The organism is Noviherbaspirillum sp. FW303-A3 (assembly GCF_058788695.1).
The window spans coordinates 2,900,659-2,916,889 of sequence record NZ_JBYTAZ010000001.1 but is presented as its reverse complement, the minus strand read 5'-3'; the positions used below and the strand labels follow the sequence as shown (position 1 = coordinate 2,916,889).

At 61.1% G+C, this 16,231-nt stretch carries 10 protein-coding genes; 2 read left to right on the top strand and 8 right to left on the bottom strand.

Features of this window, described 5'->3' with window-relative positions:
• Positions 1-257: 257 nt before the first annotated feature.
• The 5 genes from AC3WOY_RS14095 to hemE all read right to left on the bottom strand — a co-directional run bounded on the left by AC3WOY_RS14095 (position 258) and on the right by hemE (position 9,205).
• The gene (locus tag AC3WOY_RS14095) at positions 258-1,616 is read right to left on the bottom strand and encodes a hypothetical protein (protein ID WP_492424788.1); all 1,359 of its coding nucleotides are present in this window, start codon (positions 1,614-1,616) and stop codon (positions 258-260) included.
• Positions 1,585-4,380, bottom strand: a complete 2,796-nt coding sequence (locus tag AC3WOY_RS14090) for a type VI secretion system Vgr family protein (RefSeq protein ID WP_492424786.1) — start codon at positions 4,378-4,380, stop codon at positions 1,585-1,587. The genes AC3WOY_RS14095 and AC3WOY_RS14090 overlap by 32 nt, the downstream gene beginning before the upstream one ends.
• A gap of 128 nt (positions 4,381-4,508) precedes the next feature.
• Positions 4,509-5,258: a hypothetical protein gene (locus tag AC3WOY_RS14085; protein WP_492424784.1), complete on the bottom strand. Its 750-nt coding sequence runs from the start codon at positions 5,256-5,258 to the stop codon at positions 4,509-4,511.
• Complete coding sequence (locus AC3WOY_RS14080) at positions 5,259-7,283, bottom strand: primosomal protein N' (RefSeq protein WP_492424782.1); 2,025 nt, start codon at positions 7,281-7,283, stop codon at positions 5,259-5,261. It lies immediately after the preceding gene.
• 833 nt (positions 7,284-8,116) lie between these two features.
• The gene (hemE, locus tag AC3WOY_RS14075) at positions 8,117-9,205 is read right to left on the bottom strand and encodes a uroporphyrinogen decarboxylase (RefSeq protein ID WP_492424780.1); all 1,089 of its coding nucleotides are present in this window, start codon (positions 9,203-9,205) and stop codon (positions 8,117-8,119) included.
• A gap of 238 nt (positions 9,206-9,443) precedes the next feature.
• On the opposite strand from hemE, the gene AC3WOY_RS14070 reads away from it, so the two are divergent.
• Positions 9,444-10,544, top strand: a complete 1,101-nt coding sequence (locus tag AC3WOY_RS14070) for an ABC transporter substrate-binding protein (protein ID WP_492424778.1) — start codon at positions 9,444-9,446, stop codon at positions 10,542-10,544.
• Complete coding sequence (locus tag AC3WOY_RS14065; RefSeq protein WP_492424776.1) at positions 10,541-12,409, top strand: GGDEF domain-containing protein; 1,869 nt, start codon at positions 10,541-10,543, stop codon at positions 12,407-12,409. The genes AC3WOY_RS14070 and AC3WOY_RS14065 overlap by 4 nt, the downstream gene beginning before the upstream one ends.
• 1 nt (position 12,410) lies before the next feature.
• Here the strand turns inward: AC3WOY_RS14065 and gabD are convergent, their stop codons facing one another.
• From gabD to AC3WOY_RS14050, 3 genes are read right to left on the bottom strand one after another with little or no spacing between them, the layout of a single operon-like run.
• Positions 12,411-13,865 (bottom strand): NADP-dependent succinate-semialdehyde dehydrogenase, encoded by a 1,455-nt coding sequence (gene gabD, locus AC3WOY_RS14060; RefSeq protein ID WP_492424774.1) that lies wholly within the window; start codon positions 13,863-13,865, stop codon positions 12,411-12,413.
• A gap of 10 nt (positions 13,866-13,875) precedes the next feature.
• Positions 13,876-14,712 (bottom strand): ABC transporter permease, encoded by an 837-nt coding sequence (locus tag AC3WOY_RS14055; RefSeq protein ID WP_492424772.1) that lies wholly within the window; start codon positions 14,710-14,712, stop codon positions 13,876-13,878.
• 3 nt (positions 14,713-14,715) lie between these two features.
• The gene (locus AC3WOY_RS14050) at positions 14,716-15,999 is read right to left on the bottom strand and encodes an ABC transporter permease (protein WP_492424770.1); all 1,284 of its coding nucleotides are present in this window, start codon (positions 15,997-15,999) and stop codon (positions 14,716-14,718) included.
• Positions 16,000-16,231 lie beyond the last annotated feature (232 nt).

Sequence of the window (16,231 nt, the reverse complement as noted above, 5' to 3'; positions counted from 1 at the left end):
AGGCGTCGATACTGCACGAGGGATTCGGCCCGCCGTTATTGATGTGTGTGACGGCCGTATAACTAAAACTGACCAGATCGCCCTCGGCTACCTTTAGTTCCAAATGGTTGGCTAGCCCTCCAGACTTAACGGTACATGTCATTTCCGGCACTGCGGCATATAGTGCGCTACAGCACAAGAGAGAAAGTACAAAAACATATGCTTTCAAATGAGCCGATGTGCGATGTGCATTCAACATTATCGATATCCTTCTGCGCTTAAACGGAAAAGTTCTCCGGATGACTTCCGCCTATGTCGACGACTAATTTAAACATCGGACGGGCAGTTGCAATTTTCTCAGCGTCACAAGCAAAGCTTCTTGGCACGATGTTGCGATCGATGAATTCAATCAACCATCGGCGGTGAGCGAGCATATAACTTTGATTTTGTTCTGCTTCCGCTTTTTTTTCTGCCGCTTCTGCACCGATCTGATCCACGAAAATTCTTTTGGCCTTTGATTCACTAATCTCATTATTTATGAATTTGACGCCGTCCCCATCTCCCAAGTGATGCATTAAGTAAAACAGCTTCGCCTTCTCTGAATCATTGATGCCCGATAGCTTGAATTTGTTTCTTTCAAGTATCCTGAAGTTTTGCAGCCCATAGTCGACTGAGACGATGATTGCCGTTTTTGGATCATCGCGCATGGCAAGAAGCTTTGCGTCATTTTTGATTACCAGCTTTTTGGTTTCAACTTCTTCGACGGTTCCTTTTTTCTTGCCCGGCTTATTAATTTTCTTGACTTCCTCAACTACGTATCCGCGATTAATTGCTTCGGTATTGAGGTAACTTCCCTTAAGTAGGGCCTGGCCTCTCCATGAGCCAACGAGGAATTGCGTTAGCCCGCGTGCGGTTGATCTCGGATTGGTCGAGGTCGGTAGCCATTCATTTGTCGAGACTTTGACTTTCCTGCTTTTGGGTTGCCCGTCTTTCCCGGGTACTGGCTTGCCCTTCTTGTCCAGTACGGGCTTCTCGTACTCGTAAGCAATTCGCCCTGCTTCGGTATTGATAAGTACCGCTACTCCTTGCGGAATCATATTGCCGTGCTTGGCGGCTGCCAGGATATATTCCTTGTATTGCTGGTTCGGACATAGGCGCAAGTTATCTGTATTGGGACAATCCTGACCAGTACATTGCTTGACGGGATTTCCTGCCTTGCTTCGTTTGTCCTCGGTATCGCCGGGGGATTCTTTCTTATCGCTCTTGACTTGAGGGGTAGGTGTGCCGTTATGACCAAACGTCTTACCTGGTATTAGCAAATATGGGCTTTGGCACACATAGCTGTTCATCCCAAGTGAAAGTTCAAATTTTAGAACCGGCTCTTCGTTTCCTGTCGGGAGTAATGCGCAAATCTTGCCTTTAGCTTTGCCTTCACCAAGACTAATGACGGGGATGGTTCCGTTTTGATCCGTTTGCAATTCAAGTACGTCGCTTCCGGATTCGATTTTGATCTTGAGGTCGGCAATTGGGCGTCCAATTGCATCTATGAACGCGGCAAATAATTCCGCGTCTTGGGACTGATTGTCGTCTTGGTCAAGAATTTCTTCACTCGTTTTTGTCGATGTCTTCGAGTTCATTTTGCTCGTGCTCTTTCTTGTTAAACAGAGTGGGTTCCGCACTATGAGTTGACCAGCTGCCGGAGCCAAGAAGAACTTTCATCGGCATGCTCCATGTTTCGCTGAAAAGTCGATCTGTTCTTCCATCCGAGCCTGTTTCTCCCTCGCTTATGATTTTGTTTTCACTGATTACCTGATATCGCATTGCAGCAAGCGGCTTGCCGGTGTCGGGTGAAATTGCTTGCCAGCGTAAGCTTGATTTCTCTGGTGGTGACGTCGGTAATTCCGGTAACCGTGGTGTTACTCCGGCAGGTCCGGTCAAATTCTTTACACTGCCATGAATGTTGACTGGCCCTGGTGCCTTCAACGTAATCTGGCCGTTACCAACCTCGATCTGACATCCGCCTGCAGTAAGGCGGATGGTTTTCGGTGCAGTGATTTCGATATGGCCGTCAACTGAAGTAACCTTGATATCCTTCTTCGCAATCGCCTCGATCTCATCGTCCTGTGCCTGGATCTGCACCTTGCCCTTGCCGGCGAAGAGCTTGATGCCGGACTTGGCGACGAACACGCTCCAGGCTTCCTTGATGGCCATCGACAGCTTGTTGCCGACCGCGATGTTGGTGTCCTGCTGGCTGGAGAAGTGGATGTGCTCGCCGGCGGCGATTTCATGGCTCTTCGGCGTCGCATTGATGATGCCTGCCGGGCTGGAGAAGGCGAGGATCGGTTCTTCATAGCCCGGCACATCCGCCTTCTGTCCTGTGCCGCCTTGCTGTGTGTACGTCTTGCTGGCGGCCTTGATCAGTCGTTCCGCTTCCGCATTCGCTTCCAGCGGATCGGCGTTGTGGTCCTTCGCCGCATCCGACAAGGTCTTGGATAGTTCCAGGTTGCTCGTGAGCTGGTTGGTCAGTTCCTTGCTGTCCAGATGCGTGCTGCTTTCATTGTTCCTGGCATCGGTGCTGATGAGCATGCCTCGACCTGCACGCAGCGCACCGTACTGGTCGGTCCTCAGTTCGAATCCCTCGCCCCGCGGTTCACCTTTTCCATCCCTTCGCGGGTGGACGAGGTAGCCTTGATTGAGTGCGGTCTTGCCATGATCCGTCGCGACCCGGATGCGCTGCTCGTTCGTGCTGTCGTCCCAGACCACTTCGTTGAGCCCCCGCCCCTTATACATCTTGCTCTTGATGCCGGACAGCGCCTTGTTGCCGGGGAGATTGCCGGCATCGGTAAAGGCCGCCGGACGGTGCGTGCTGTTGTAGACCGAGCCGATCACGATCGGCCGGTCGATGTCGCCGTTGATGAACTGGATCAGTACTTCGTCGCCGATGCGTGGAATCCACACTTGCCCATAGTGGCTGCCGGTCCAGGATTGCGCCACTCTGATCCAGAGGGAATCGCGGTCGGTGCCGCTTGCGCCCGCGCCTTCGGCAAATGCGTGGTCCAGGCTGCGGGTGAACGGCATTCTTATCTTGATGCAGCCGTACTCGTTGACGTGGATCTCTTCGCCGGGCGGGCCGACGACGATGGCGGTCAAGAGTGTTGGTGCGACCGGCTTCGCATGTTCGGTGGTGCTGAACGCGGGAATGATGGGGATGTGACGACGAGTGGCGTCGAAGTCGGTGCGGAACACCGGTTCACCACCCTTGTCCTCCTGCAGCAGGTTGTTGCGGGCGAACAGGCGGGTGCGCAGCACCGTGAACTGCCGGTCTTCCGGCGCATCCTGGTCGTGCACCGGGTGGTCGGCCAGTTCGAAAAATCGACCGACGGCCAGTTCACGGTGGCTGCCGCTGCCGTTGAAGGACTTGCTGGCGAATTCATGCGCGCCGATGCGCAGCTTGCCGTAGCGCGCGTAATCGTCGTCGTCGTTGGCGCTGTGGTGCGGTTCGTAGCGCACGTCTTCCAGCGTGCTGGCCAGTTTCTCGCCGTGCTCTCCCTGGTCGATGCCGGCGCCATCCTGCTGGGTGCTGGTGACGACGGACTTGTAATCGTAGCTGGCGCGTTCGGTGCCGCCGGGTTGTAAAGTCCGTACCCCCTGCCATGCGGTGATGCTGTCTTCCGACTCGGTGCCGTCGTCGCGGTGGAAGCGGATCTTGTCTGCAGAAGCCGGTTCCAGCACCGATACATCGTCGAACAGCACCAGCGTCAGTTTCGGGTGTTCTCCCGGCAAACCCGCATCGCCATGCTCGAAGTACCAGGAAATCCCCTCCTGCGCGAGCCAGCGGCAAATGAACGCGGTGTCGGATTCGTTGTACTGGGTAACCCAGGACTGGGCGGGATGCTCTCCCATGCAGCGGTCGTCGAGATCGAAACAGGACGCCAGGACAGGATTGTTCTGGCGGTGTTCCTGCAGCAGCACATCGACAAACTCGCGCACCGACAGGTCCTGGAACACGCGGCTGTTGACGCGGCGGGACAGCACCGCGAAGGGATCCTGCAGGGTGAGCACATAACGGGTGAAGCCGCCGTCGGAGCCGCCGAATTCGGCGCGGGTGACCAAACCGCACAATGCACGCTCCTCGCCGCTATCCGTCAGCAGTGAAACCTGCACCGGCAAGCCGATGAACTGCTTCAGTTCGAGGTGGGCATCGGAAGACAGGCAAGTCAGGGAGTAGGTGAAGCCTTCGGAAACAGCTTCATCGCCGGACAGCTCCTGCGGCAGCAGCGTGCCTTCGTCGATGCCGGAACCGGGCGCAAACGACAGCGTGAACAGGCGGTCGGACTGCGCAAAGGCCAGAGCGTCGGATAAGAGTGAGGTCAGCCGGTCGGCGCTGGGAGAGGGGTGCATGATTGCCTTTTTTGAAACAAATCAAGGCCGCAAACAATATCATGCAGTTGTCACAAATACAATTAACTACTCAGCTTACGTCACCTTTTCAACAACTTCTATTTCGATCTGGTTGCCAAGTGACTGACTTAGCGCGAGAGCACCTTGCCAATGGAGTTTGCATCCGGTGCGACTGTTTGCAAGCCCCATCCGGCAGCGGCGACGAAGCAGGCCGTGACGAGGAACGGGAGGGCGGTACGGCGCAAGGCGGTTTCCAGCCAGTGCCGCGCATCGATGCCGCGCAGACGGCGATACAGGCTGGCGGCCAGCGCGCCGTCTATGAGCAGTTCCGCAAAGAGCAGCGGTGCGGAGTAGATGACGAACAGGGAGGACAAGGCGATCGCGGCGACCAGGACAATGGCAACCAGGGGAATGGCAAACTCGTCCGCCTGTGCGGCCGATCCCAGCGCCTCGCCAACCGGGTCCGCCGCGTCGGACACAGAAAGGCTCCCGTCGTCCGGCAGGTCGAAGTTCCCGCTTGCGCCACCTCCGTCGGCCTCGCCGCCCTTTCCAACAAATGGCTCTTCCCTGGCCCCTGCTGACGAGCGCCGCGGCATGGGAAGGAACGAGGGATCGAGTCCGTCCGCATAGTCGCGTGCGCTCGTACGCAGCCACAGCCAGAGCAGGAAGAGAAAAACGAGATAGGCGATGCCGACAGCCACCGGATAGCGCATCGACATCGCGTCCACGCCGGCCTCCAGCAGCGAGAACGAGGCAAGAAATCCCGCGCCGCCGGTCAGCAAGACGAGAAAGGACATCTGCAGGCGCGGATAGCTGTCGCGCTCTATCTGCAGGCGCATGCGGCTCACTTGTTGCTGGCGAAGGCGTTCGTTGTGCATTCAGATATCCACGGGGTCCACTTCCAATGACCATTTCGCCCGCGTCTTCGTCGCCCGCAGCGTCTCCATCCATACTTTGAGGAAGGCCTGCAGCGCCGGGCGCGAGGGCGACTCGACCAGCAGTTGCGCGCGCTCGACGTTGGCCACGCGCGTCATGGTCATCGGGATCGGGTCATTGATGGTGATGCCCTGGTGTTCGACACATTGCGCGGCGTGCTTGAGGAAGGCGATCGCGGTGTCCAGCTCGCGCGCCTCGGCACGCATCAGCGCCTGGTACATGAAGGGCGGAACGCCGGCCTGTTTGCGCTCTTCCAGCAGGTCGCCGGCAAAACGGTCGTAGTCGTGTGCCATCACTGCCCCGTACAAGGGATGCGTCGGGTAGCGCGTCTGGATCAGCACCTCGCTGGCATTGCCGCCCTCCCGCTGCCCTGCCCTGCCCGCGCGTCCCGCGACCTGCATCAGTTGCGCGAACAGGCGCTCGCTGGCGCGGTAATCATGCGAGAACAGCGCGGTGTCGGGATTGAGCACGCCGACCAGCGTGAGGTTGCGGAAGTCGTGTCCCTTGGCGACCATCTGCGTGCCGATGAGGATGTCGACCTCGCCCCGGTGCACGCTCTCGAAGGCGGCCTGCGCGCTGCCCTTGAGGCGCGTGGAGTCGGCATCGATGCGCAGGATGCGCGCCTGCGGAAAGACATTCTGCAGCCCTTCTTCGATGCGCTGCGTGCCGCGCCCGAGCGGCTGGAGGTCGACGTTGCCGCAGGTGGGACAGGATTTGGGAATGCGCAGTTCGAGGCTGCAATGATGGCAGCGCAGCCGGTGCTCCGGTTTGTGCAGCACCATGAAGGCGGTGCAGCGCGGGCAGTTGCCGATCCAGCCGCAGGCGTCGCAGGCGAGCACGGGGGCGTAGCCGCGGCGGTTGAGGAAGAGCAGCGATTGCTCGCCGCAGTCCAGCCGGCGCTTGACCGCGCTGACCAGCGAGGAGGTCAGGCCTTCGCCCGGCTTGTCGCGTTCCATGTCGACCAGCCTGACCTTTGGCAGGACCGCGTCCTTCGACGCGCGCTCGCGCAGTTCGAGCTTGCGGTAGCGGCGCGACTGCACGTGCTGCCAGGTTTCCAGCGAGGGGGTCGCGGAGCCGAGCACGATCGGAATCTGCAACTGGCGCGCGCGCCATACGGCGAGGTCGCGCGCGGAATAGCGCAAGCCTTCCTGCTGCTTGTAGGAAGGATCGTGCTCTTCGTCGATGATGATCATCCGCAGGCGCGGCAGCGATGCGAGGATGGCGAGCCGCGTGCCGAGGATGATGCGCGCATGGCCGAAGTGGGCGGACAGCCAGTTCACGAGGCGTTCGCCCTCGGCGAGGCCGCTGTGCAGGGTGGCCATGCGCACGCCGGGGAAGCGCGCCCGCACGTTGGTTTCGAGCTGGGGCGTGAGATTGATTTCCGGGACCAGGATCAGGATCTGCGCATCGGGATGCTGCGCCAGGACTTGCGCGGCCGCCTGCAGGTAGACCTCGGTCTTGCCGCTGCCGGTGACGCCGTACAGCAGCGTCGGCGCGAATCCTTCGACCTGCGCGATGGCATCGGCCGCCTGCTGCTGGGCGGGATTGAGCGCGGGGGCGCCGGCGGGCGCGGGATCGTGCGACAGGTCGAGCTTCGCGATTTTCTTCAGGGCGCGCTCGAGGGAAACCGGATTTTCCGCCCGCAGGTTCTTCGGCAGGCCGGGCACGGCGACTTCTCCCAGCGGCCGCTGGTAATAGTCGGCGGCGAATTCGCACAGGGCGAGCCATTCCGCCGGCAGCGGCGCAAGCTGCGAACGCACGGCCAGCACATCCTTGAGCTTGTCCGCCGGGACCTCGGTGGACTGGCTCACGCCGACGATGAGGCCGACCACCTCGCGCCGGCCGAAGGGGACGAGCGCAAGCTGTCCCGCCACCGGAACGGCGGCATCCGGGTCGCCGCTCCAGCGGTAATCGAAGCAGGTATCGAGCGGCGTATCGAGTGCGATCTTCAGGTAAAGCGGGGTCACGGGATCTCGGTGCGGGGACGGATGCACATTGGCATCCTGTCAGCTGTTGTTAATGTAATGCTTGAAGAAAAGGGCTAAAGCCACGATTCATAAAGACTTTTTGAGAAACCCACAGAGTCTGTGGATAACTTTGTGGGCAACTCCCTCTTGACAGGCGGAAAGCCCAGAATTCATGCGGGTTCCAACAAATTGCCCATTTGAAAAGCAGAAAAAATATCCTTTAAAATCAATCACTTAAAATGTCAACTTGGCGACAAAAAATATTTCTTTCCACGAAATCGCATTGGAGGATACAAGCATGGCGGCAATTAGTTTGTGTGAGTAAGTCCGGCGCGCCCCTACAATTTCTGCCCGATTTTTTCCTACAACGCTTGACAAAACGACTCTTTTTTCCATTGCAAAATTGGAAACGGAAAACTGTTTTTGCCATTCGCTTATCCTGGATCAAGAACCGATTCCGGTTTGCAATTCCAGCAATACTTAATGTGATTGTTGAAGAATCGACCTAAATATCCGTTTCATAAGCGATTTTTCCGCTATCCACAAAGTCTGTGGATAACTTTGTGGACAAGCCCCTATTGACAGCCCGCAGAGCCCGATTTTATGCGGGTTCCGACAAAATGCTAAATTGAAAAGCAAAAAATTAACCCTTTAAAATCAACCACTTGCAATTACGATGTGAGCCGGAAAAATTAATCAGAATAAATTTTTATGCTGCTTTGCACCATAGCCGCCAATGTGAATAAGACGAAGCCGCCCTGTCCGAATGTGTCCATTGGTGATAGTTTCTTTCTACGCCGAATCGCTGGCGATTGCAGCATGCAATGGCCAGTTCAATTGTCCTGGCACAACGCCCGGCTCATCTCGTGCACGGCCTCGACCAGCACCGACACCGATTCCGGCGGGGTGAATTGCGAGATGCCGTGGCCGAGGTTGAACACATGTCCATGCCCGGCCGCCGGCTTGCCGTACGAATCCAGCAGGCGCGCCACTTCGTCGCGGATCTGCTCCGGACCGGCGAACAGCACGTTCGGGTCCAGGTTGCCTTGCAGCGCCACCTTGTGGCCCACGCGCTCGCGCGCCTGGCCCAGGTTGACCGTCCAGTCCAGGCCCACCGCATCGGCGCCGATGTCGGCGATCTCTTCCAGCCACAGGCCGCCGCCCTTGGTGAACACGATGGCCGGGATCTTCGCGCCGTCGTGTTCGCGCTTGAGCTGCGACACCACGTCGCGCATGTAGGCCAGCGAGAAGCGCTGGTACACGCCGTCGGCCAGCGCCCCGCCCCAGGTGTCGAAGATCATCACGGCCTGCGCGCCGGCGTCGATCTGCGCGTTCAGGTAGGACGCGACCGCCGCCGCATTGGTCTTGAGGATGTGGTGCATCAGGTCCGGGCGGTTGTACAGCATCGCCTTGACCTTGCGGAAGTCGTCCGAGCCGCCGCCTTCGACCATGTAGCAGGCCAAGGTCCACGGGCTGCCGGAGAAACCGATGAGCGGCACGCGGCCGTTCAGTTCGGTGCGGATCTGGGTCACGGCATCGAACACGTATTGCAGCTCGGAGAGTTCCGGTGCCTTGAGCGCCAGCACGGCTTTCTCATCCTGCAGCGGACGCTCGAACTTGGGGCCCTCGCCTTCGGCGAAATACAGGCCCAGGCCCATCGCATCGGGTACGGTCAGGATGTCGGAGAACAGGATGGCTGCGTCCAGCGCGTAACGGTCCAGCGGCTGCAGCGTGACTTCGGTGGCGTAGTCCGGGTTCTTGGCCAGGCCGAGGAAGGAGCCGGCGCGCTTGCGGGTGGCGCAGTATTCCGGCAGGTAGCGGCCGGCCTGGCGCATCAGCCACATCGGCGTGTACTCGGTCGGCTGGCGCAGCAGCGCGCGCAGGAAGGTGTCGTTCTGGAGGGGAGCAAACTTGGATGACATGGCAAAACCTTTCACGAATCCGCCATTATCGCCGATGCCGACGCCACCCGCGCATGATGAAAATCCCGCATCCACATCAAGGAAATCGCTGCGCGAAGCGAAGCAACCGGAAAAAAGCTTCAGCTCCGGTCGGCCCGGCGCTATAGTGATATTTCCAATCCGCAATCCATAACAAGAAGTCGCTGCTCCGTACGGGCAGCGTGACCAGACTTGCGGTCGTGTCTGACAAGGAGGAGCCATGCGCCGATGGATCGCCGCAGGCTTGGGGGTCGTGCTGAGCCTGGCAGGTCCTGCCGTGTGGGCTGCCGCTATCAATGTCGTCTTCATCAATCCGGGACGCTCGGACGAGCCGTTCTGGCGCAGTGCCACGCGCTTCGCGCAACCGGCCGCGCAGCAGCTCGGCATCAGGTTCGAGGTGCTGTATGCGGAACGCGACCACCTGGAAATGATCGAACTCGCGCGCGAGGTCGCCTCCCGCGCGAAGAAACCCGATTACCTGATGCTGGTGAATGAAAAACTGGCGGCCGGCGAAATGCTCAAGCTCGCCGATCATGCGGGCATCAAGTCGCTGATCGTCTACAGCGGGATAGTCGAGTCGCAGCAGTCCGAATACGGCAAGCCGCGCCAGCACTTCCGCCACTGGCTGGGCTCGCTCACCCCCAACGCAACCGAAGCCGGCAGGCTCACCGCCGAGGAGCTGGTACGGCAGGCGCTCCAGCTGCACGCCATTGCCGACGACGGCAAGATACACATCGCCGCCATCGCCGGCGACAAGGCGACGCCGACCGGCACGCTCAGGCTGCAGGGCGCAGTCGATGTCTTCGCCGCCCATCCTTCCGTGGTGCTGGAGCAGGTGGTCTACGGCAACTGGGATCGTGCGCGCGCCAATGAGCAGGCGGCGGCGCTGCTGCTGCGCTATCCGAAGCTCAACGCCTTCTGGGCCGCCAGCGACCTGATGGCCTTCGGCGCCATCGATGCCGCGGAGGCGGCGGGACGCAAGCCCGGCGCCGACCTGCTGGTCTCGGCCATCAACAATTCCCCGCCGGTGCTGCAGGCGCGCATGCAAGGCCGTATTTCCGCGCTCGCCGGCGGCCACTTCACCACGGCGGCATGGGGTCTTGTCATGCTGTACGACTACCACCACGGCAAGGACTTCGCACGCGAAGGCACCGATATCGTCCTGCCGCTGTTCGTCTTGATGGATGAAGAGCGCGCCCAGCGTTTCCTGGCCCGCTTCGGCGACGAGGATTTCAGCAGCATCGACTTCCGGCAATTTTCCAAGCACCTGAACCCGCAACTGCGCAGCTACCAGTTCAGCCTGCTGCCTGCACTGAAATGACCAAACCTGTTTCGCCCGTCGTCAAGCCTTTCCGCCCGTTGAGCCGCCGCGTGGTCATGTGGGCACTGTTCTACAGCACGCTCGTCACGGTGGCCATGACGGCCATCCTGATCGCGATCGACTACCAGGAAGAGCGCAGGGATGCCATCGACCAGTTGCGGTTCGCCGCCGCCAGCTATCGCAAGAGCCTCGCCAACAGCCTGTGGGACCTGGACATGGCCGCGGTGCGTCTGCAGATGGACGGGCTGGCCAGTTTCCCGATGGTCGGCCATGCGGTGCTGACGACGACAATAGGAAAAAACGTCCATACCCACAAGCGCAACGCCACCATGTTCCGCGACCACGCCACCGAACATGACCCGGTCGATCCGCTGTCCTGGAGGGAAACGCTGATCAGCCCGTACAACCCCGACCTCGTGGTCGGTCATCTGCACCTGTATGTCGACCGTCCTGCCTTCCTGCACCGCATCGAAATCAGCGCCATGCGCATCCTTGCAGGCGAGGCGTTCAAGGGGCTGGTGCTCGGCCTGCTGATCGCCTTGCTGATCGCCCGTCTTGTAACGCGCCACCTGTCGTACATGGCCAAACAGGTCGCGTCGCTGCGTCCCACGGCACTCGGACTGGCGCTGACCCTGCAGCGCCGTGAGAGGCGACATGCGGACGAACTCGACCAGCTGTGCGGCTCCTTCAACCAGCTCAACCATCAACTGGTGGAGTACATCGATAACCAGCGCGTACTGGAAGACGAACTGCGCAATCATCGCGACCGCTTGTCGGAGATGGTGGGCGAACGCACCCGCTCGCTGGAACGCCTGCGCGGATTCCACGGCCTGATCATTCGCGTGCTGACGCGCTTCATCAACCTGCCGCCCGGCCATGCGAACGAAGCGGTCGATCACGGGCTGTCGGCGTTCGGCGATTACTTCGGCGCACGCCGCTGCCTGCTCTACACCTATGCCATGGAAGCGCGGGGATTCAGCGTCGCCAACGCCTGGCCGCCGCTCGCCATGGACAGCGGCCTGCGGGAAATGTTCGTGGCCGACGATGTCCTGCCGCGGCGCATGCTGGCCGACCGCCGTTCGCGGGTCTGGCTGTGCGGCGAGAAAGCGGCAAATGCGGACGATCCCCTGCTCGCGCTGTTGGGCTGCGATGCCTATACCGCGGTCGGAGTAGAAGTGAAAGGCAACACGGTTGGCCTGCTTTGCCTCGTAGGCCGCACGATCACGCAGGACAGTGAGAGCGCCACACTGGTGGAACTGGCCGCGCGCGTGTCGGCCAACATGCTCGATCACAAGGCGGCGCAGATGACCCTGCTCGACACCCAGCAAGCCCTGCAGAAGGCCAACCGCGAACTGCACTCGCTGAGCCGGCACGATCCGCTGACAGGGCTCGCGAACCGCCGCCATTTCGATGAAATGAAGGATGTCGAATTCCGCCGCGCCATGCGCGCCGCCTCGTCGCTGTCGGTGCTGATGTGCGACATCGACGAATTCAAACGCTACAACGACACCTACGGACATGCGCAGGGCGACCGCTGCCTGCAGACGATCGCCGAAAAACTCGCGCCTTTGTTCAACCGCGCCGGCGAACTCCTTGCGCGCCTGGGCGGGGAGGAATTCGTGGTGCTGCTGCCCAATACCGCGCCGGAGCAGGCGCAGGTCCTGGCCGAGCGGATGCGCGAAGCGGTGTGGGAAGCAAATATCCCCCACGAGTCATCCCATGTCGCGGACCGGGTGACGGTCAGCGTCGGCATCGCCTCGCTGAAGCACGGCCTGCACCAGGACTTCGATTCGCTGCTGCAGGATGCCGACCTGGCGCTCTATCGCGCCAAGAACGGCAGGAACAGGACGGTGCTGGCTGAATGAGTCAGATGCCGCCCATGCAGAGATACTTGATCACCAGGTAATCGTCCATCCCGTACTTCGATCCTTCGCGCCCGAGGCCGGACTGCTTGACGCCGCCGAAGGGCGCCACCTCGTTCGAGATCAATCCGGTGTTGATGCCGACCATGCCGCTCTCCAGCGCCTCCGCGACGCGCCAGATGCGGCCGATGTCGCGCGAGTAGAAATAGGCGGCCAGGCCGAACTCGGTATCGTTGGCCATCGCGATCGCATCGGCATCCGTCTTGAAGCGGAACAGCGGTGCGACCGGCCCGAAGGTTTCCTCCTTCGCCACGCGCATCTCGGTCGTCACGCCGGCGATCACCGTCGGCTCGAAGAAGGTATGGCCGAGTGCATGGCGCTTGCCGCCGGTCAGGACTCGGCCGCCTTTCGCCGTTGCGTCGGCGACGTGCAGCTCCACCTTCTTCACCGCATCCTCGTCGATCAGCGGTCCCTGCGTCACGCCGGGTTCGATGCCGTTGCCGATCTTCAGCTTGCGCACGGCCGCAACCAGTTTGTTGGCGAAGGCGTCATACACGCCGTCCTGCACGTAGATGCGGTTGGCGCACACGCAGGTCTGACCCGCGTTGCGGTATTTCGACGCCATCGCGCCTTCCACGGCCGCGTCGAGGTCGGCATCGTCGAACACGATGAAGGGTGCGTTGCCGCCCAGTTCGAGCGACAGCTTTTTCACGGTGGCAGCGGATTGCTGCATCAGCAGGCGCCCCACTTCGGTGGAGCCGGTGAAACTCAGCTTGCGCACCGTCGGGTTCGAGGTCATCTCACCGCCGATGGCGCGCGCGTCGCCGGTGACGACGGAGAACACACCGGCGGGAACGCCGGCACGCTCCGCCAGCACGGCCATTGCGAGCGCGGAGAACGGCGTGCCTTCCGCCGGCTTCACCACCATCGGGCATCCTGCCGCCAGAGCCGGGCCCACCTTCCGCGTGATCATGGCGGCAGGAAAGTTCCACGGCGTAATGGCGGCGCAGACACCGATCGGCTCCTTGGTGACGACGATGCGCCGGTCGGCCCAGGGCGATGGCAGCGTGTCGCCCGACACGCGCTTGGCCTCTTCGGCGAACCATTCGATGAAGGATGCGGCATAGGCGATCTCGCCTTTGGATTCGGCCAGCGGCTTGCCCTGCTCCACCGTCATGATGAGCGCGAGGTCGTCCGCGTTGGCTAGCATGAGGTCGTTCCACTTGCGCAGGATGGCACTGCGTTCCTTGGCGGTTTTCGCGCGCCAGCCGGCCCAGGCTTCATTGGCGGCGGCAATCGCGCGGCGCGTTTCCGCGGCGCCCATGTGCGGCACGGAGCCGATGGTTTCGCCCGTGGCGGGATTGGTGACGGGAAAAGTTGCGCGCTCGTCGGCATCGCACCACTGGCCGCCGATGAAGGCTTGCTGGCGGAACAGGGAAGGATCTTTCAGGTTCAGCATGATTTACTCCTCAGAATTTGGCGGCGGCCTTGTTGCGCCCGCGCAGCCATTCCAGCGCGAGCAGCAGGCAAGTTGAGAACACAATCAGGATAGTCGCCAGCGCGGCGATTGTCGGGCTGATGTTCTCGCGGATGCCGGCGAACATCTGGCGCGGCAGCGTGGACTGTCCCGGGCCGGCGACGAACAGCGTGATCACCACTTCATCGAACGAGGTGGCGAACGCGAACAGCGCGCCCGACACCAGTCCCGGCGCGATCACCGGCAGCGTGACGCGGAAGAAGGTCGTCAACGGGCTGGCGCCGAGGCTGAGGCTGGCGCGCACGAGGTTGTGGTTGAATCCCTGCAATGTCGCCGACACCGTGGTCACCACGAAAGGTGCGCCGAGGGCGGCATGTGCAAGGATCAGTCCCGTGTAGCTTTCCGACAGGCCGATCTGCGCAAAGAACAGGTACACGCCGACGCCGACCACGACCACCGGCACCACCATGGGCGAGATCAGCACGGCCATTACCAGCGCCTTGCCGCGGAACTCGGCCTTGTTCAGTCCGACCGCTGCCAGCGTGCCGAGCACGGTGGCGATCAGCGTGGCGGCGGGCGCGACGATGAAGCTGTTCTTCGCGGCGCGCATCCACTCATCCGATTCGAACAGGTTCTGGTACCAGCGCAGCGACACGCCGGGCATCGGATAGGACAGGAAGGAACTCTCGGAAAACGAGAGCGGCACGATCACCAGGATGGGCAGTACCAGGAACAGCAGGGTCAGCCCGTTCAGGCCGCGCAGGATGAAGAACCAGGCGCGTTCGGTGAACGACTGGTACGGTGCAAAGACAGGAAGGAAATGTTTCATCGCTTACCCCATGCTCACATCGATCTTGGCGAAACGCCGGTACACCCCATACAGCAGCAGCGTCGCGATGAACAGCAGCGCCCCCAGCGCGCAGGCCATGCCCCAGTTGATCGTGACGTTGATGAAATATGCCACGTAATAGCTGACCATCTGCTCGTTGGTCCCGCCCAGCAGCGCTGGCGTGATGTAGTAGCCCAGCGCGAGGATGAACACCAGCAACGCGCCGGCGCCCACGCCCGGATAAGTCTGCGGCACATACACCCGCCAGAACGCGGCAAAGGGATGGCTGCCCAGCGACACCGCCGCGCGCAGGTAGCTCGGCGGGATGGACTTCATCACGCTGTACAGCGGCAGGATCATGAACGGCAGCAGGATGTGCGTCATCGAAATGTAGGTGCCGGTACGGTTGAACAGCAGCTCCAGCGGCGCGTCGATGAGGCCGGTCGCGATCAGCGACTTGTTGACCAGGCCTTCCGCCTGCAGCAGCACCATCCATGCGGCCACGCGCACCAGGATCGAGGTCCAGAACGGGATCAGCACGAGGATCATGAACAGGTTGGCGCGGCGCTCGGACATCGTCGACAGCCAGTAGGCAAGCGGATAGCCGAGCAGCAGGCAGCACAGCGTCACGCCGAGGCTGATCATGAAGGTGCGTGCAAAGATCGCGCGGTAGGCGGAGTGCGTGTCGTCGACCTGCTCGATGCGGCCAAAGGCATCCTGTTTCAGGTCGAGCGACGCCAGCAGGTAGTACGGCGAATAGTTCGAGCCGTTGCGGGCGATCGCCTGCCAGTATGCCGGCTGCCCCCAGTGTTCGTCGATATCGACCAGCGCCTGCCGTGCCTCGGCCGCCTTCAGCCGTTTGCCTTCGGCATCCTGCAGCGGCATGGCGCGCGCGGTCTTCATGATGATCGAGCGCGAGCCGGGAATTTCGGCATTGATGCGGCGGGCCAGCACGCCGGCCACATTCTGTTCCTTTGCCAGCGCGAGGTCGTCCGCCAGCGCGGCAAATGCCTCGTCCGGAGGCATGCCATGCCGGTCCCATGCCGCAAGCACCTGCACGGTCTTCGGCAATACGGTGACGACTTCCGGATTCTCCACCGCACGCTTGAGCAGGATGACGATGGGCGCAACGAAAGTGACCAGCAGGAAAATCATCAGCGGTGCGATCAATGCAATCGCAGCCATGCGCTTGCGCAGCTGCGCACTGCGCAGTTCACGCTTGAGCTGGGCCGTGGAAGGTTCGGCCGGGAGGGTGTCGAAGGCAACCCCGATGGCGGGAGAAGTCATGTCTCTGTCACTCGTTCTTGTTAGGGAAAAAGGTGCCACCCCGAAGGGCGGCACCAAACGCCGGATGACCCAGAGGGTGTTATGAACCAGGGAAGGGGGCGCGTTCGGTCGAGAAGGGATGCAGTGCTAGGCGCGGTGCGCCGCGCAGGCTGGGTGCCTGCGCAAGCGCCGCAACACCGCAATGCGTCCCTTCTCGACCGAACCCGGAGGGCAGCCCCGAGAACCGGCCGCC